Annotated in this window: 15 protein-coding genes; 5 read left to right on the plus strand and 10 right to left on the minus strand. The window is 68.2% G+C overall.

Going from position 1 to position 18201, the window contains the following annotated elements; all coding sequences use genetic code 11:
• Positions 1-6 precede the first annotated feature (6 nt).
• Both Q0747_RS03460 and Q0747_RS03465 read right to left on the minus strand, forming a co-directional pair.
• Positions 7-2571 (minus strand): bifunctional diguanylate cyclase/phosphodiesterase, encoded by a 2565-nt coding sequence (locus Q0747_RS03460; RefSeq protein ID WP_298251869.1) that lies wholly within the window; start codon positions 2569-2571, stop codon positions 7-9.
• An 87-nt stretch (positions 2572-2658) separates the two neighbouring features.
• On the minus strand, positions 2659-4986 hold the full coding sequence (locus Q0747_RS03465) for a glycosyltransferase family 2 protein (RefSeq protein ID WP_298251870.1): 2328 nt from the start codon (positions 4984-4986) through the stop codon (positions 2659-2661).
• A 204-nt stretch (positions 4987-5190) separates the two neighbouring features.
• Between Q0747_RS03465 and Q0747_RS03470 the strand changes: the two genes are divergently transcribed.
• On the plus strand, positions 5191-6759 hold the full coding sequence (locus tag Q0747_RS03470) for a chitinase (RefSeq protein ID WP_298251871.1): 1569 nt from the start codon (positions 5191-5193) through the stop codon (positions 6757-6759).
• Positions 6760-7201: 442 nt separating this feature from the next.
• On the opposite strand, the gene Q0747_RS03475 is transcribed toward Q0747_RS03470, so the two are convergent.
• A complete protein-coding gene (locus Q0747_RS03475; protein WP_298251872.1) occupies positions 7202-7975 on the minus strand; it encodes a hypothetical protein in 774 nt (257 codons plus the stop codon).
• Between the two features lie 361 nt (positions 7976-8336).
• Here Q0747_RS03475 and Q0747_RS03480 point away from each other — a divergent pair, with 361 nt between their 5' ends.
• The 4 genes from Q0747_RS03480 to Q0747_RS03495 all read left to right on the plus strand — a co-directional run bounded on the left by Q0747_RS03480 (position 8337) and on the right by Q0747_RS03495 (position 11090).
• Positions 8337-9035, plus strand: a complete 699-nt coding sequence (locus Q0747_RS03480) for a histidine phosphatase family protein (protein ID WP_298251873.1) — start codon at positions 8337-8339, stop codon at positions 9033-9035.
• A gap of 18 nt (positions 9036-9053) precedes the next feature.
• On the plus strand, positions 9054-9620 hold the full coding sequence (locus Q0747_RS03485; protein ID WP_298251874.1) for a DUF3090 domain-containing protein: 567 nt from the start codon (positions 9054-9056) through the stop codon (positions 9618-9620).
• Positions 9620-10387, plus strand: a complete 768-nt coding sequence (locus Q0747_RS03490; protein WP_298251875.1) for an SCO1664 family protein — start codon at positions 9620-9622, stop codon at positions 10385-10387. The genes Q0747_RS03485 and Q0747_RS03490 overlap by 1 nt, the downstream gene beginning before the upstream one ends.
• Positions 10388-10469: 82 nt before the next feature.
• Positions 10470-11090, plus strand: coding sequence for a polysaccharide deacetylase family protein (locus tag Q0747_RS03495; RefSeq protein WP_298251876.1), 621 nt, complete (start codon positions 10470-10472; stop codon positions 11088-11090).
• Between the two features lie 163 nt (positions 11091-11253).
• Here the strand turns inward: Q0747_RS03495 and Q0747_RS03500 are convergent, their stop codons facing one another.
• The 7 genes from Q0747_RS03500 to Q0747_RS03530 all read right to left on the minus strand — a co-directional run bounded on the left by Q0747_RS03500 (position 11254) and on the right by Q0747_RS03530 (position 18122).
• Positions 11254-11409 (minus strand): hypothetical protein, encoded by a 156-nt coding sequence (locus Q0747_RS03500; RefSeq protein ID WP_298251877.1) that lies wholly within the window; start codon positions 11407-11409, stop codon positions 11254-11256.
• A 166-nt stretch (positions 11410-11575) separates the two neighbouring features.
• On the minus strand, positions 11576-13381 hold the full coding sequence (locus Q0747_RS03505) for a bifunctional diguanylate cyclase/phosphodiesterase (RefSeq protein WP_298251878.1): 1806 nt from the start codon (positions 13379-13381) through the stop codon (positions 11576-11578).
• A gap of 276 nt (positions 13382-13657) precedes the next feature.
• Positions 13658-14563, minus strand: a complete 906-nt coding sequence (locus Q0747_RS03510; protein WP_298251879.1) for an endonuclease/exonuclease/phosphatase family protein — start codon at positions 14561-14563, stop codon at positions 13658-13660.
• Positions 14564-14597: 34 nt separating this feature from the next.
• Positions 14598-15554: a glycoside hydrolase family 68 protein gene (locus tag Q0747_RS03515; protein WP_298251880.1), complete on the minus strand. Its 957-nt coding sequence runs from the start codon at positions 15552-15554 to the stop codon at positions 14598-14600.
• Complete coding sequence (locus Q0747_RS03520) at positions 15551-16342, minus strand: glucosamine-6-phosphate deaminase (protein ID WP_298252266.1); 792 nt, start codon at positions 16340-16342, stop codon at positions 15551-15553. Before Q0747_RS03520 ends, Q0747_RS03515 begins: the two co-directional genes overlap by 4 nt.
• 39 nt (positions 16343-16381) lie before the next feature.
• The gene (locus tag Q0747_RS03525; RefSeq protein ID WP_298251881.1) at positions 16382-17251 is read right to left on the minus strand and encodes a carbohydrate ABC transporter permease; all 870 of its coding nucleotides are present in this window, start codon (positions 17249-17251) and stop codon (positions 16382-16384) included.
• Position 17252: 1 nt separating this feature from the next.
• A complete protein-coding gene (locus tag Q0747_RS03530) occupies positions 17253-18122 on the minus strand; it encodes a carbohydrate ABC transporter permease (RefSeq protein WP_298251882.1) in 870 nt (289 codons plus the stop codon).
• Positions 18123-18201: the final 79 nt, after the last annotated feature.

Raw genomic sequence — 18201 nt, forward strand, 5'->3', positions numbered from 1 at the left:
CCTCCGTCAGGTGGGCTCCTCGGCGGCCCGGGCCTCGGCCGGCCTCCCGTACAGGTACCCCTGGCCCTGGTCGCAGCCGAGCCCGTGCAGGATCAGCGCCTGGGTCGCGGTCTCGATACCCTCGGCGATGACCGTCAGGCGCAGCGCGTGGGCCAGTCCGATCACGGCGGTGACCACGGCGAAGGACTCCCGGCGCCGGTCGGGGTCGTCGAGGCCCGCCACGAAGCTCCCGTCGATCTTCAGCGTGGTGACGGGGAACTGGGCGATGTAGGACAGGGAGGAGTAGCCCGTCCCGAAATCGTCGATCGCCAGGTGGACGTCGAGCGAGCGCAGGCGGGCAAGGGTCAGCCTCACCCGGTTGGGGTCATTCATGAGGACGCTCTCGGTGATCTCCAGGCCCAGGGCGCGCCCCGGGAGGTCGTACTCCCGCAGGGCGTCCTCGACGGAGGCGGCGAAGTCGGGGTCGTCGAGCTCGGAGGCCGACACGTTGACCCACATGATCGGCGCGGCCTGGGCGGGAAGGACCGCCGTGTCGCCCGTCGGTCCCGCAGCGTCCGTCTGCAGGCGCCTGAGTTCCGTCCCGGCCCGGGCGACGGCAGTCCGCAGGACCCAGCGGCCGAGCTCTCCCATGAGACCGGCCCCCTCCGCGATGTCGATGAAATCACCGGGCATCAGGAGCCCGTGCTGGGGGTGCTCCCACCGCACGAGGGCCTCCACCCCCACCACGGCGTCCCCGGTGAGGTCCACCTGGGGCTGGTAGTGCAGGCGCAGCCGGTCCTCGCGGATGGCCGCCTGCAGTTCGCTCTCCAGCTGCAGGCGCCTGCGTACCTGGCCGCCGTGGACGGCGTCGTGCGCCGTCGCCCGGTCCCGCCCGGCGTCCTTCGCCTGGTACATCGCGTCGTCACTGTCGCGCAGGAGCTGTTCGGCGGTGGTCCGTCCGCCGTCCGAGAGGGCGATGCCCACCGACACCGTGACCAGTACGGAGTGCCCGTTGACCACGACCGGTTCGCGCGCGCCCGCCATGATCCGGTCGGCGACCGCCGCAGCCTCCTCCGCCGTCACGTCGGGGCACAGCACCACGAGCTCGTCCCCGCCGAGCCGGGCCACGGTACCGGCGCCGCCGACCGCGTCCTGGAACCGTCGGGCCGTGGCGGTGAGGACCAGGTCCCCGACGAGATGGCCGTAGGTGTCGTTGATGGCCTTGAACCGGTCCAGGTCGCAGAAGAGCACGGCGACCCCGGACCGGGTCGCGGTTCCACGCTCGTCGGGATTGAGCGCCTGGTGGAGGCGGTCCAGGAACAGCGCGCGATTCGGTAGCGAGGTCAGGGGGTCGTGGAGCGCCTGGTGGCGCAGTCGTGCCTCGAAGATCCGCCGGTCGGTGATGTCCTCCACGTGGTCGATCACCAGCACCGGCCGGCCGTCCCCGTTCGCGACGGCCGAGGAGGAGTGCAGGACGCCCACCACGGACCCGTCAGCGTGCAGGAACCGCGTCTCGTGCTGGTGCCGCGCGCGGGTGCCCCTGAGCAGCGACTGGCGCTGCCGCACGCTGTGGGCGGCGTCCTCCGGATGGGTGACGTCCTGGACCGCCATCCGCAGGAGCGCCTCCTCCGGGTAGCCGAGCAGGTCCGCGAAGGCGCGGTTCACCTGCAGGAAGCGGCCCGTCAGACCCGTGATCGCCATCCCGATCGGCGCGTCGTCGAAGGCGCTGCGGAAGCGGCTGTTGAGTTCCTCCAGGGCGCCCTGCGCCTGTTTCAGGTCCGTGATCTCGGCGCACGCCAGCACACGGGGCTGCCCGGCGGTGTCCGGCTGCCCGCCGAGCTCCGCGATGGCCGCCTCGAACCAGAGCCAGCGCCCGTCGTCGTGCCTGAACCGCACTTCCGCGGTGGCGTCGCGGCCGAAGCGCGGCAGGGTGGAGGGCTCCAGCAGGGTGTGGAGGGCCGGGAGATCGTCCGGGTGCACCAGCTCGCGGACGTCGCGTCCTGCGAGCCCTGCGGCGGGGACGCCGAGCAGGCGCATCGCCGTCGGGCTGACCGTCAGGAGCTCGCCGTGCCCGTCCACGAGGACCATCAGGTCCGAGGTGCTCTCGAGCATGCTGTGCAGGGCGAGCTCGCGATTCTTCCGTTCGGTGATCTCACGCTGGACGGCCACCCAGTGCGTGTACCAGCCGCGGGCATTTGCTACCGGCGTGATGTTGATCTGCACCCAGAACTCCACGCCGTCCTTGCGGACGTTCAGGAGCTCCACCTCGACCGGCTCCCACGCCTGCAGGGCGGCGCGCAGCCTGTCGAGTTCCGCCCGGTCGGTCCTGGGCGACTGCAGGATCCGCGGCGTGCGGCCCACGATCTCCTCCGGCGTGTAGCCGGTCATCCGGGTGAACGCCGGATTGACGTACAGGACGCGGGGGCCTCCGGAGGACAGGTCCAGCGGTTCGGCCTCGGTCACCAGCACCACGTCGTTGACGTTCACCACCACCGACTCGAACAGCTCACGCTGCCCGGGGTCCTGCACGTCCGGAGGAGTCGCACCCTCCACAACGGCGCCCGTCAGGTCCGGATACTCGATACGGGTCACGTGAACACCTTCTACCAGTCGGACACCACGGAAACGGTTCCCGAGCGAGGTGAGGAACCTGATGAATATACCCGGCACGGGCCTCGCTCAGCGCACCCCGGCCCGCCGGCGGCGGTCGTTGCCCGAGCGGAGGTCACGGTTCAGGCGGCGGTCCCCGTGGTAGAGGATGGACTCCCAGTCCGCCTCGGCCGCCGTCTTCGGCACCACCTTCGACTCCTCGACCTTCCGGACGCGCGGCGACACGTACAGCCAGTTCAGGACGCCGAGCCACATGTCCACCACGGAGTTGTTGATCCCGATGTAGGCGCGGATGGCGCCGGCCGCGAGCATGGCGTTCAGGCCGGCGAAGACCGCGTTGCCCCAGTTCTGCTCCAGGGCGTCCCGCACCAGGGTGAGCAGCGAGAAGGCCACGATGGCGTAGGGGATCACCACGTAGAAGCCAGGCGCGGCCGTGCGGTCCTTCACCTTCGGGGTGCGCACGAACGGGATCTTCTCCCCCGTAAACGCCTGCTGGATGGACTTCAGCACACCGGCCAGGTTCACCGGCAGCAGGACGAGGTTGAACCCGTAGATCCGGAAGATGTCGGAGAACCGGTGCCCGCAGTCCCGCAGGTCACTGCCCATCGCGAGGAAGTACGGTGCGGCGGCGAGGAACACCACCGGGCTCAGTAGCCTGCTGTCGTAGGGGTAGGCGAGCAGGAAGAGCAGCCCGAAGCTCGCCCAGGCGATCGACGCCATGTAGTTGACCCGCAGCAGGAGCTCCCGGGCCAGGATCTGCTCTCGCAGGTGGCGGCGGTGGCGTACCTGGTTCCACAGCTTCGGCAGGATCAGCAGCCCGCCGTTGGCCCAGCGCCGGCGCTGCACCACGAGGGAGCCGAAGTCGGGCGGCGTGGCACTGTAGCTCAGGCGCTCGGGGTAGTTCATGAGGGTCCAGCCGTGGGTGCCGAGGTCCACGCTCGATTCGGTGTCCTCGATGACCGTGCGGTCCTGGATGTAGGTCTTGATCTCGAACCCGCCCACGTTCTCGACCTCGACGATGTCCTCCACGGCCCGCTTGCGGATCACGGCGTTCGCGCCCACCCAGAACGTGGCGCCGTAGTAGGACATGCCCTGGTGCAGGATGTGCTGGATGTCCGTGGTCGCGCCCGCCACCCGCTCGATGCGCGTCGGCGCGCCGCGGAACGAGGAGTACGGTGTCTGCGTGACGGCGATCCGCTCGTTCCCGGGTGATTCGAGCAGGTACACCAGGCGCACGCAGTAGTCGCGCAGGAGGAGGGAGTCGGCGTCGAGCGTGAGCAGGTAGGTGGAGTCCTGGACGTCCAGGATCTCGGGGGCGTCCGCGTCCTCCCCGTCGGCCAGGGGTCGCAGCACCGTCCCGGTGGCCACGTGCTCCTTCCGCCAGCGCCGGCCCATGAGCGAGATGTAGGCGTTCAGGTTCATGGCCTTGTTGGCCTCGTGCGAGAGCGACGCGTAGGCCTTCCGCTCGAAGGTCTCGAGCCTCGTCGAGAAGATCCGCACCAGCCGGACGTACAGCTCCCGGACGCGCTCCGGTTCGGGGCACTGCTCCTGCACCAGCGCGGCGTCGAGGGCGTACATGGTCAGGCGCAGCTCGCGCGCCAGACCCATGACCACGAGATCCACGAAGAACTCGTCCACGTGGTCCTCGACCGTCTCGGCGTCGGCCATGTCCTCGAGCCAGACGGCGGCGGCCTCGTACGCGGCGATGAGCGGTGGCAGGTCGAGGCACGACGGCGGGGCGTCGGCGCCGCGGGCGGCCACGTCCGCCTCGAAGGCGGCGAGGGCCGCCGCGGCGCGGGTGGAGGGCTCCAGCAGACCGGACTCGATCTCGAAGGTCAGTGCCCGCGTGGCCTCCAGCCGCTCGCGCGTCACCGGGTCCTTCGGGTGCGGCGGGTCGTCGAGCAGGAGGACCACCCGGATGTTGGGGAATTCCTGCAGCGCGGCGGACCACAGGGTGGCGCGCACGACGGCGGGTTCCTCGGCGTAGGAGGGCACCAGCACGGTGATGCCCTCGCGGTGATCGGCGAAGTGGCGGTCCAGCTCGCCGCGTGGCACCCGCCGGTGGTCCTTGAACCTGTACATGGCCCCCTGGCGTGCCACCAGGTACATGAGTGCCGAGAAGGTCAGGAACGTGACGACGACCAGGTAGGACACCGCCTCCAGCTGGAACCGGAAGCCCGCATTCGGGTTGTTCGCGAACTGGCGCAGGATCGTGGTGACGATGTACGTCATCCACGCCAGGACCGTGGTGACGATGGCCAGGCGTCCCAGGGCGAGCTTCCGGGCGGACGGTGTCGGATGCACGATCGACAGGGGCTCCGAACGTCGCTCGGCGCCCCACTGGCGACGGCGGACCGACGTGGAGGTGCGCTCGGTGGTGGTGACGTGTTCTGACATGGCTACCCGGCAGTCGAGGGACGATTCCTGGCCGGGCGGTGTTCCCCAGAGGCCCGGTTCCGTGCCGTACTCTCGGCATCTCGCGGGTGACCGTTAGCGGGTTGCGCGGATGATCCTGGTCGGTACCATAAGCCTTTCACGCAGCATTCGCGGTCTCACGCTCGTCCTTCCTCCTCCTGCTGCCGTCATGATCTGGGGTTCATCGTGTCTGCACGTTTCCCGGGCCGGAAACTCTCCCTGGCCCGCCTCTGCCTGCTCACCGGCGCCGTCGCGGCCGTCACCGTGGGCGGCCTCACCGGCTTCAACCGCTGGGAGGACGCCCGCACCGCCGAGAGCGCCGGCTCGTTCTTCGCCGGTTACGTCGACGTCACGGCCACCCCCTCCTACGCCTTCGAGGACCCGGCGAAGGACATCGGTGGGGGTGCGGTGCTGTCCTTCATCGTGGCCTCGAAGACCGAACCGTGCGCGCCGTCGTGGGGCACCTACTACTCGCTCGACGACGCCGAGACCGGCCTCGACCTGGACCGCCGCGTGGCACGCATGACGCAGGACAACGGGGAGGTGATCGTGTCCTTCGGCGGGCTGCTGAACGACGAGCTGGCCACGGCCTGCACCGACCCCGACGACCTCGTGGACGCGTACGCGCAGGTGATCGACCGGTACGAGCTCTCGACCGTCGACCTCGACATCGAGGGTGAGAACCTGTCGGACACCGCTGCCGGGGAGCGGCGGGCGGAGGCCATGGCGACGCTGCAGAAGGAACGCGCCGGCACGGCGCGGCCGCTCAACGTGTGGCTGACCCTGCCCGTGGCCCCCACGGGACTGACAGCCGAGGGTACGGCCGCCGTCGCGCAGTTCCTCGAGGCGGGCGTGGATCTCGCCGGCGTGAACGTCATGACCATGGACTACGGTGGCAGCCGGCCGGAGGGGACCGACATGCTGACGGCGTCGAAGAACGCCGCGGACGCCACGCACCGCCAGGTGCAGGTGCTGTACGAGCGGGCAGGCATGCCGCTCGGGCCGCAGGCTGCGTGGCGGAAGATCGGGCTGACGCCCATGATCGGGCAGAACGACGTCGTGGGTGAGGTGTTCACGCTCGAGGACGCGGAGGCCTTCAATGCCTTCGCCACCGAGCGTGGCGCGGGACGCATGTCCATGTGGTCGCTCAATCGCGACGCCACGTGCAGCGAGAACTACGGCGACACCACCCTGGTGTCCGACTCCTGCAGCGGTATCGACCAGAAGGGGTTTACCTTCGCCCCCGTGCTCGGCGCCGATTTCGAGGGCCGCGCCGCGACGCTCGCTGAGGAACCCGTCGCCGAGGAATCGCCCGAGGCCCTGGTCGAGGACGATCCGGAGACCAGCCCCTACCCCATCTGGTCCGACGTGGGCACGTACCGGGAGGACGACCGCGTGGTGTGGCACGGCTACGTGTACACCGCGAAGTACTGGACACAGGGCGACGTGCCGGACAATCCGGTGCTGCAGGCGGAGGAGACCCCGTGGACGCTGCTGGGACCGGTGCTGCCGGACGAGCGCCCCGTGCCCGTCGCCACGGCTCCGGCCGGACTGTACCCGGAGTGGGAACCGAAGGCGGTGTACGAGCGGGGGGACCGCATCCTCGTGGACGGCCGGGTGTACGAGGCGAAGTGGTGGAGCCAGAGCGACAGCCCCGAGGCGGCCGTCCAGGGCTCCGACGCCTCGCCCTGGCAGAAGCTCGACGACGCCGCACTGGTGAAGGCGATCGAGGAGAAGAAGAAGGACAAGTCCTAGCGGTGGAGTGACGGCCGGTCGCGGGCGGCGCCCACGGCCGGTGCGTGCCGCCGTCGGGCACATGGCTCCGCTGGGTGGCCGTGCAACCTACTCGTAGCACTCAGATGACTCCGGAGAGCATCGCTGAACCGACCAGCTGTCGAGTTGCAGCGCCCCGAAGTCCTGGCCCTGGCCTGACAAAATAACCGCGCTGCTTCTTGCCGGCCGCCGCTGGTACTTGAGTCCGCCTGCCCGTCGGACGGTCTTCTTGGGAGAGGGCATCGATTCGACACTGGCTCTTCTGACAGCCGTTCTGCTGGTCCTCAGAATCACTGCACTCGAGGAAATTCGGCACCTACCGCTGAACTAAGCAGATATTCAACTCCGGGAGATGAGTGAACACCGCCGACATCGAGGAAGCCCCCGGCATATCGCCGAAGGCTTCCTGGTCGACTTGAAGGTACTACTGGACTGCGACGAACACCTTATCGGCTAGCATACCGGGGCTGACAGCAAGAACTCCTTCGCCAGCAGACGCCGATGGCACCTCGAACGCGACATTACCTGTGGCCGTGCCACCCGTGTAAAGGGTGCCTGACATATCAATCGGCTCGGGCGCAACGACCAAATTGTCGAAGCTGTTGACCGTGGTTCCCTCGGCCGTTACGTATTCCAGTGTCACGAATGCGGGCAACTGGCCGTCAGGATCATCACCTAGATAGGTGGCCGAGTAATTCACGAGAATGTATTCCGACCCGTCAGCTGGCGGCTCATTGAACTCATTGGCGTTAAGGACTACGTCCGTGGCAGCTAGAGTGACGGAGTCAACGATAAGGCGCCAGTCGTCGGATTCGATGACCGATCCGACCGGGTATGGATTCATTCGAGTCCCGGCCTCCCCTTCCGCGTCATCCTCTTCTGCGGCATCGTCGCTGGGTCCAGCGTTCTCGGCAACAGCATCAGCGGACGGTTCGACGACTGTCGTATCGCCACTTTCGAACGCCTCATCAATGGAAGTCGTGACGACCGTGAGGAATACCAGAACTCCCACGATCGTCCCCACGATCGACAGAATGATCGCCGTGATCCCCATCCACTTGGACTTGTCCCGGAGAAAGAGAGAAACAAGCCCGAGGATGAAGGCTATTGGGAGAAGAATCCATCCAACGATGAGTGCGCCCGGAATGCAGGCGAAGATGAAGCCCAGAATCGCCGCTATCAGTGCGATGAGACCCACAACGTTTTTCTGCTTGGTCTGTCGAGGTGACGGTGTTTGCGTTGATGCCCCGTGTGCGGAGGCATTGGGAGAAGGTTGCTGCGGCTGCTGGGGCGGGAAACGGTTCGAGTCCTCCCCAGGGATCTCTGAAGTCATGAGCTAATGATGGCAGATGAGGAACAGACCTCGTGCACTCGCTAACCGGCGATTTGCTATCCGAGGAGATCACTTGCCGCGATCAGGAAGTCTGACTGGTAGCTGCTCAAAGGATTTCGCTTCATGAGCGTCAGACCGCAATTGCTGGCCGTGCAAGATTATCCTCATGCGGGCGGCGCCCACGGCCGGTGCGTGCTGCCGTCGGGCACATGGCTACGCTGGGTGGATGGCCACAGTGATTCTCGTGCGGCACGGCCGCACCACAGCGAACGCCTCCGGACTGCTGGCCGGACGGACCCCCGGCGTCGACCTGGACGACGTCGGGCGTCACCAGGCGGTCGTGACCGGGGACCGGCTCGCCGCCGTGCCCCTCGTCGGGGTGGTGTCGAGCCCGCTCGAGCGGTGCCGGCAGACGGCCCGGTTCATCCTCGACCGCCAGCAGGGGGCCCCGCACGCGCCGGTCGACGTCGATCTCACCGAGTGCGACTACGGCCGATGGCAGGGGCGTACGCTCACGGAGCTCGCGGCCGAGGAGTTGTGGCCGATGGTGCAGTCCCAGCCCTCCGCCGTCACTTTCCCCGGCGGCGAATCCATGGCGGGGATGCAGACGCGCGCCGTGGCGGCGATCCGGCGCCGCGATGCAGCCTTCCAGGGCGAGCACGGGCCGGGAGCCGTGTGGGTGGCGGTGAGCCACGGGGACATCATCAAGTCGGTCCTCGCGGATGCCTTCGGCATGCACCTCGACCTGTTCCAGCGCATCAGTGTGGGCCCTGCCTCGGTCTCGATCGTCCACTACGGCACAGGCCGGCCCACCGTCCACGCGACCAACACCGACGCGGGCGACCTGGCCTGGCTCGCCACGAGCGCGCACTCCGGTGATGCGCCGGTCGGTGGCGGTGCAGGTCAGCAAGCGCCACCGCCCTGAAGCGCCTAAAATGGAGACATGCCTACACAAGTTCACGAGTTCGCCTGGCCTGATCGGGTCGTCGTCGGCACCATAGGCGTCCCTGGGGAGCGCACCTTCTACCTGCAGGTCCGCGCAGGAACCCAGATCGTCAGTATCGCCCTGGAGAAACAGCAGTCGGCCCTCCTCGCCGAGAAGATCGACGAGATCCTCGACCAGCTGATCAATCTGGACGGCAATCCCTTCAGCGTTCCCGTGGGCACGCCCACGGAGCTCGTCGACAACGACCAGCTCGAGTCCGTCGAGGAGCAGTTCCGCACCGGCGCCATGAGCCTGGGGTGGGATCCGGCCACGCTGCAGGTGGTCATCGAGGCGTACCCGCTCATCGAGGTGGACACGGACGACGACGCCGAGGTCATCGATGCCCTGCTCAGTGAGGACGACGTCGACGTACCGGAGATGCTCCGTGTCCGTATGCCGGTGGGTACCGCCCGCGCGTTCGCCATGCGCACGCGCGAGGTGGTCGGGGCCGGGCGTCCCACCTGCTCCGACTGCGGGCGTCCCATCGACGCCGACGGGCACAGCTGCACCCCTCCCGAGGACTGATGCCGGCTCCGGACCTCGTGACCGCCGATCTCACCCTCACCGGCCGCATCACGACGGCGTCGAACGCCACCTTCCTGGGCAGTATCGGGGACGCCGCGGTGGTCTACAAGCCGATGGCGGGCGAGCACCCGCTATGGGACTTCCCCGACGGGGCGCTGGCCCACCGCGAGGTGGCGGCTTATCTGGTCTCGGAGGTGCTGGGCTGGAACATCGTGCCGCGGACCTGGCTGCGTGACGGTCCGCTCGGCGAAGGGATGGTGCAGCTGTGGCAGGAGCAGGATCCCGACCGAAGCGCCGTGGACCTGCTCCCCGCCGACGAAGTGCCGGAGGCTGGCTGGAAACAGGTGCTCGAGGGACAGGACGAGAGCGGCCGGGTGGTCGCCCTCGTGCACGAGGACTCACCCGCGCTCCGACGCATGGCGGTGTTCGACGCCGTCGTCAACAACGCCGACCGGAAGGGCGACCACGTCCTGGCCATGAGTGACGGACACCGGTACGGCGTGGACCACGGTCTCACCTTCCACAGCGACCACAAGTTGCGCACCGTCCTCTGGGGCTGGCTGGGGGACGCCCTGACGGCCGAGGAACTCGAGGGCATCGACCGTGTCCGGGACGGGCTGCAGGGTGAGCTGGGTCGACACCTGACGAATCTCCTCACCCCCGGAGAGATCACGGCGCTCGACGCACGCTGTGCCCGGCTGCGGTCGGCGGGGCGATTCCCCGCTCCAGGGGGACGCATGTCGGCGGTACCCTGGCCACTGTTCTGAGGCACTCGACCCTTCAAGGCACGCCGCAGCGTCGCCGACCGAGCCCGCGACCGTCCTGAGCACTCCTCCGCCGGTGACGCGGGTGCCACTGCCTCCAGGCGCGATCACCGGGCTCCCGTCACCCGAACCGGTGCTGGCGTGGACGGTCGACGACGGCTCCGACAGTGAGGTGGTGCGCCGCTACATCGAGTTCGCCCGGACGAGCGGCACACGTCTGACCTTCTTCCTGAACGGCTCCTACCCCGCCTGGTCGGAGCACGCCGCACTCCTGCAACCCCTTGTGACGTCGGGCCAGATCCAGCTCGGCAACCACACCTGGTCCCACGCGAGCCTCACCAGCCTCAGCGACGCGGGTATCGCCTCCGAGCTGCAGCGGAACCACGACTTCATCGTCGACACCTTCGGCGTGGATCCCCGGCCCTACTATCGGCCCCCGTTCGGGTACCGCGACGGGCGGACCGACGCCGCCGCCGCCTCGCTCGGCTACACCTCACCGGTCATGTGGTACGGCTCCCTGGCAGATTCCGGCCCCCGTACCGAACAGCAGATCATCGACCTCGCCACGGAGTGGTTCCTGCCCGCCCACATCGTCATCGGTCACCTGAACTTCCCTGCCGTGACGCGGGTGTTCCCTCGACTCCGCCAGCTCATTGAGGACCGAGGTCTCATCACCGTCACACTCGACGACATTTTCGCGCGCTGAGCGTCGTCCCGCCGTCGTCGTCCCCGGCCTTGCCGAGATGGCAGGAATGACCGCCGATCGGCGGCGCCGATGGTGATTTCCGCCATCTCGGCAGGTGCTGGCGGCGCGAGCACGCAGAAGGGGCGCCCGCACCGGCGGACGCCCCTTCGTGGAACGCGATCGGTCAGCTGTTCTCGGTCCGGACCGGGCTGTTGCCGTCCTCCTCGAGGGGTGAGGGCGCGTCGCCGTCCTCGGACAGGGCTTCGTGGCCCTCGAGGGACTCGGACAGTTCCTCGTCGGCCGATTCGTCGTGCTGGGGCTGCTCGCTGTGGGTACTCATGGGGCGTCCTTCCGCTGGGTCCTGCGTGGTGGGTCCGACGCCCTGCCGCTCCTGCAGAGACCTGCCGGTCATGGCCCGACGTCGTGCTGTCACCCTACGCGCATCATCAGCGTGCTTGGTATCCGATAGCAGGTCGCCCGACGTCGCGGCATCGGACGACGGCGGGTCAGACGACCGCGAGCGCCTCGACGTCGTCGTCGGGCTCCGGGTCCGTCAGGTCCACCGCGATCTGCGGAGCCACCGGGGGCCGGGCCGTGATCCAGTCCGCCAGGAGATCGGGGGCCAGCGGCCGGCTGTAGTGGAAGCCCTGCGCCAGGTCGCAGCCCATGGTGAGCAGCGCGGAGCGCTGGTAGTCCGTCTCGACCCCCTCGGCCACGGCCCTGATACCCACGGCATGGGCCAGCTGGATGCAGCTCGAGACGATCGCGGCGTCACCGTTGCCGGCGCCGAGCCCGCTGACGAACGACCGGTCGATCTTGAGCTCGTCGATGGGGAAGTGCTTGAGATAGGTGAGGCTGGCGTAGCCCGTACCGAAGTCGTCGATGGCCAGGCCCACACCGAGGGCCTTGAGCGCCGTGAGCACCTTCAGCGCCATCTCGGGGTTCTCCATGAGCGCCGTCTCGGTGATCTCCAGGATCAGCAGCCCGGGATCGAAGTCGTGCCGGGCGAGGACCGCCTCGACGATACCGGTGAGCTGCGGGTCCACGAGCTGCCGGGGAGAGAGATTGACGGCCATGCCCACGGGCGCCTCCCCCGAGCCCGCACGGTTCCACTGCGCACCCTGCTGCACGGCCTCGTCCAGCACCCAGGCGCCGAGCCCGCGGATCAGGCCGGACTCCTCCGCCAGGTCGATGAAGTCTCCGGGCTGCAGGAGGCCGCGGGTGGGGTGCTCCCAGCGCACCAGGGCCTCCACGCCGATGGCGCTGTTCGTCGCGATGTTCATCCGCGGCTGGTAGTGGACGCGCAGCTGTCCGTCCTCGATGCCGTGCCGGAGTTCCCCGAGCAGGCGCATGCGGTTCACCGCCGGATCCGCCTCGGAGGGGTCGTGGACCTCCCAGGTGTTGCGCCCACGGGCCTTCGCCCGGTACATGGCGATGTCGGCCCAGCGCAGCAGGCGCTCCGGGTCGGCGGTCTCGTCGGCGAGCGCGATGCCGATGCTGGCGGAGCAGACCACCTCCAGGCCCTCGATGACCATGGACCGGTTGATGGTATCGAGCAGCCGCTCCGCCAGCACCGTCGCGTCGGTCGCCGACCCCACGTGCTCGACGACGACGAACTCGTCGCCTGCCAGCCGCGCCACGGTGCCGGTCCCGCGGACGCTCGAGGAGAGGCGCTGCGCCACGATGGTGAGGAGCTCGTCCCCGGCGTTGTGGCCGAGGCTGTCGTTGACGGACTTGAAATGGTCGAGGTCCACGAAGAGGAGGGCGATCGAGACGTCGGGCTGCCGGTCCGCGAGTTCCTTCTCGAGGATCGCCGCGAGTCCCGGCCTGTTCGGCAGGCTCGTGAGCGAGTCGTGCAGGGCGAGGTACTGGAGTCCGGCTTCTGCGCGGATGCTGCGTTCCTCGGACTCCTCGGCGCTCCTGCGGGCCGCGACGAGTTCCAGCTCGTACTGGTGGCGTTCGTGTGCACTGAAGATGATGACGCGGAACTCCGCGGTACCGTCCTCGTGGACCGAGCGGACCGCCGTGAGCAGTGCGGCCCGGTGCCGACCGAGCACGTCGACGATCTCGATCGACACCTCGGACACGGCCCCCGTGAGCTGCATCCGCGGCACCTCGCGCGATGCGTGCGCGAGCCGGTCGTCCGCGGACATCAGGCGGGGAAGCGCCACCCCGACCACGTCGTCGCGCGTGTACCCCGTCCAGTCGAGGAAGGTGCCGTTGGCGGCAGTGATGGTCCAGCTCTCATCCGTGACGAGATAGCTGCACGGCGCCCGGTGGAACAGCTGTTCGTAGTCGGCGGTCGGCGTCATGACGATCCCGACGGGGTCGATACGGAGGGACGCGGCGCGGCTTCATCGGCAGGACGGCGGGCTCCGACGTCGTGCCTTCCGGGGGCTCGCGCACTGTCCACTGGTACATCCGTTTCCTGCCGAAGGGAACGGGCCCGTGCGATCCGCGGCCCCACCGTATGCTGTCGGTCGAGAACGGCAGATCGTAAGGGAACGGCGGTGGCGCCTCGGACGGGCTGGGCGCTGCCGACACACCTGGCCGGCAGCGCTCAACCCGTCCTGCACCTCGGTGTCGGGCTACTTGACCTTGCCGTTGGGCGTCTTGGTGATGGACAGCTCGGCGATGATGGGAAGGTGGTCGGATGCCGTCGTCTGCACGACCTTGGCCGACGTCGCCCGTGCTCCCCGCGCGGTCAGGATGTAATCGATGCGGAGATTGGGGTTCTCCACCGATCCGCTTCCGGGCAGTCCTTCGAGATCGGCCCCGAAGGTGTAGTCCTCGTTCTGGCCCAGAGCCGCGAAGGTGTCGGTGAACACCGAGAAGAGGGGCTGCAACTCCGGAGCGTCAGGCGCAGCGTTGAGGTCTCCGACGATCACTGCGGGCCGCTTGCTGGTCCCGGTGATCTCGAGGATCTCCTGGACCTGCGAGGCGCGCTGCTCCTCCCGCTGGAAGTCGAGGTGTGTGCTGTAGAACGCAATGTGATTGCCGCGTACATTCACCACCGCCTCGAGCAGGCCGCGCTGCTCGGTAGGTCGTTCGGCGTACTCGATGTTCTCCAGGAGGTGGTTCTCCGAGGAGAGGATCGGGTACTCGCTGAGGATCGCTGTGCCGTACTGGCGATTGTCCGTGTCACCGGGCAGGGGCGGCTCGTCCAGATTGGCGCCGTACACCACATGCATGTCCAGCCGGTCCGCGAGCACTGCCGCCTCGTCGAGGAAGTCGCTACGGGCACCCCAGTGGTTGTCCACCTCCTGCAGCCCGATGATCTCGGCTCCCGAGTCCTCGATGACCGATGCGGTGCGCTCGAGATCGAAGACATTGTCGTCGTCGGCTCCGTAATGGATGTTGAAGGACATCACGGTCACCTCTGTGGTCTTGTCCTTGCCCTTGTCATTACCTGCGAGTGCGGGTCCTGCTCCGACGACGGCGCTCGCGGCGATGAGTGCGGCTACGGATCCTGAGGCGATGAATCTTCTGAACATTGCTGTTTCTCCTTCGTCGGGGTGATACCTGCGGTCAGTGGCTGGAGGTGATGGCGGGGAGGAGCGTCCGGCCGGCGAGCAGCTCCGTGAGCGGGACCGGGCTCGCGATCTCGCCCACGAATCTGCCGTCCACGCTGTTCTGGAAGCCGAAGACCACCCATTCGCCGTCGCGCTTGCGGAACAGCTGTGCGGAGTAGATACCTGGGACGAAGAAGCTGGTGCTGCCGGTCAGGTCCCAGGGCCCCAACAGGCTCCGGCCGCTGGCTATCCAGGTGCCGGTGCTCGAGGTGTGGAAGTCGATACCCGGCGCTCGGTCGGGAAGGCAGGAGAACAGGAGCACCGCCTCGTCGTCCACCTCGCGCGACTGGATCACTTCCATCTCGCCGAAGCCGGCCGGCTCGGACAACGGTGGTCGGACGGACCAGTGCGTGAGGTCTGCGCTGACGGCGTGTCCGACGACGGCGCGCTGATCGGGATCGCCCTCGCGACCCCGTGCGGAGATCACCATCTGCCAGAGTCGCGAGTCCTCGTCGAAGAACACGAAGGGGTCCCGCCATGCCTCGTCCGCCCAGGTACCCTCGCCCAGCTTCTCGTACCAGCGAGGGTCGGCCTCGAGGACGGGCATCTCGGACCGTGTCCAGGTGATGAGGTCCTTCGAGACGGCGGAGCCGATGCGCTGCTGCAATCCGTTCTCGGCACGGCTGACGCCCGTGTAGAACAGGTGCCAGGTGCCGTCGGGGCCACGGACGGTGCATCCGGTCCAGGTGGCAAGATCGTCCCACGCCGGTTCAGCGGCGGCGACGAGTGCATCCGGGAGGAGGGTCCACTCCTCCAGGTCCCCGGACACCGCGTGGCCGATCGACGCGCGGAAGTGACGTCGGTCCGGATCGATCAGCGCCCTGCTCGCGCGCAGGAAGAACAGGTGGTACTGCTCGTCGTCGTCGACCAGCCAGCTGTCCCATACCCAGTGGTCGGGGAGGCGGAGGGTCATGACCCGTCCAGGCCGAGCAGGGGGATCGCGGCGGCGACGGACCGGTAGTAGTCGGTCAGGGTCAGCCGCGAGGCAGCGGCTTCGTCCAGCACGAAGGTGGCGCGCTGGTGGAACTGCAGTATCGAGGCCGGGCACATGCTCGCGACGGGACCCTCGATCGCCGCCGCGACGGCCTCGGCCTTCGCCTCGCCCTGGGCCACGAGGACGATCTCGCGCGCCTCCATGATGGTGCCGAGCCCCTGCGTGATGCAGTGCGTGGGCACACCGACGCCGTCGTCGAAGAATCTGGCGTTGTCCTGTCGGGTCCGCTCCGACAGGGCCTTGATGCGGGTGCGGGAGGCGAGGGACGACGTCGGCTCGTTGAAGCCGATGTGCCCGTTCGAGCCGATGCCGAGGAGCTGGAGATCCACCCCGCCCGCGCGGGCCAGCGCCTCCTCGTAGGCCGGGCCGGCCTCGCGGATGTGCGCGGCGTCCCCGTCCGGGGTGTGCACGCGGGCGGGATCGAGACCCAGGGGTCCGGTCACCTCCTCGGCGACGACGACGGCGTAGCTCGCCGGGTGTCCCGGTGGCAGGCCGACGTACTCGTCGAGCGCGAAGCAACGTACGTGGTCGAATCTGGTCGGCGACTCCCCGCGCAGCCTGGCGAGCTCACGGTAGGTCTCCCGCGGTGAGGAACCGGTGGCGACTCCGAGGACCAGATCAGGGATCAGCTCGGCGCGCGCGGCGATGAGTGCCGCGGCGTGGGCGCCGACGGTGGCGGGGTCGGGCAGGATGACGACCTCCACGATCTGTCCTTTCTCATGAGGGGCGGGCAGGACATGACGATGTCAGCCCTTGACGGCAGAACTCGCCACGCCTTCGATGAACCAGCGCTGGAAGATCAGGAAGACGATGATCACCGGCAGGACGAGTAGAACGCCGAAGGCCATGACCTGGCCCCAGGCCGGCGGCAGCTGCCCGGCGAAGACGCTGATCTGCAGAGGCAGCGGCCTGAGGTTGGGATCGGAGATCATCAGCACGGGCCACAGGAAGGAACCCCACTGAGTGAGGAAGGTGAGGATGGCCACCGAGGCGTAAGCCGGCTTGCTCATGGGAGCGATGATTCGCCAGAAGATGCGCCACGGGCCCGCACCGTCCATTCGGGCCGCTTCGTCGATGCTGTGCGGGATACCGGAGAAGAAGGAGTAGAAGAGGAAAATGGACAGCGCGTTGCCGATGAAGGGCACGATCTGGATCCAGAGGGTGTTCCGCGCGTCGTTGTAGAGGTAGAACATGGGGACGGCGACGGCCTCGAAGGGCACGATCAGGAGCAGCAGGATGGCGAAGAGCGCCAGCCCACGCCCGCGCCACGCCAGCCGGGAGAGAGCGTAGGCGGCCATGGAGTTCACCACCAGCCCCAGCCCGACGACGGCGATCGTCACCGTGAAGGAAACCGCGAAGAAGCGCCACAGGTGACCGGTGCTGTCCGAGGAGAGACTGGCCGCCACGCCCGAGTAGTTGTGCAGGCCCCACTGCGTCACATCGAACACGGCGAATCCGGCAAGGGTGTCGCTGGCCGGGGCGAGGGACGCCGCGACCATGTAGGCCACCGGCGCGAGGAACAGCAGTCCGGTGATCAGGAGCGTCGCGTAGTGCGGCACCCGCGAGGCCATCTCCCGCCGGCTGATCCTCTGCGACGGTGCGCTGGTCTGAGCCATCTCAGCCCTCCTTCTCTCGGGTGGCACGGCGCTGGATGACGGACAGGATGACGACGATGACGAAGAAGACCACGGAGATGGCACTGGCCCGTCCGATGTTGTTCTCGTCGAAGGCCGCGGTCACCGCCTCGTACATGACGGTGCGCGTGGCCCCCTCGTTCAGGCCACCGCCCGATTTGGCGAGCACGTAGATCTGGTCGAAGACCCGCAGGGAGAGAATCATCGTGTACAGCGCCACGAAGACCAGGGTGGTCTTGATGCCCGGGACGGTCACGTGGATGAAGCGCTGCCAGGCACTGGCGCGGTCGAGCTCCGCCGCCTCGTAGAGTTCCGCCGGCACCTGCTGCAGTGCCGCGAGCAGGATCACCATCTGGAAGCCGCAACCCTGCCAGATGGACAGGACGATCACGGAGGCCAGGGCGGTGAGGCCGGATCCCAGCCAGTCCTGCGAGCCGAAGGCCCCGCCCGAGAAGAACCCGAGCGCGGAGTTGAGCAGGCCGTCGTCGCCCCGGGCCAGGATCAGGCGCCAGATGATCGCCACCAGCGCGATCGGGAAGACGACGGGGAGGAAGAACAGGGACCGGAAGATCCCCACCCCGGGGATGGTCTTCTTGACCAGGAGTGCCAGGGAGAGCGCGAGAGCCGTCTGCACCGGCACCACGACCGCCGCGAAGATCAGGTTGTGCAGCAGCGCCTGGAGGAACTGACGGGAGATGTCGGGATCCGTGAGGATCCGCGCGTACTGCGTGAACCCCATGAAGGTCGGGGCCCGCGGATCTCCCAGCCGGACGTTGTAGAGCGAGAACCCGATCGCGGCGAGGAAGGGTACGGCAACGAAGAGCAGCAGGAGCAGCAGCGCCGGTGAGGCCATGAGCGGACCCGCCAGTCCCCCGGTCCTGGACCGCCTGGTCCTGCTGGACCGGGGAACCGCGGCGGGGGCCCGGGCGGGC

It is taken from the genome of uncultured Arthrobacter sp., from assembly GCF_947493765.1.
In the GTDB taxonomy this organism is placed as follows: domain Bacteria; phylum Actinomycetota; class Actinomycetes; order Actinomycetales; family Micrococcaceae; genus Arthrobacter_D.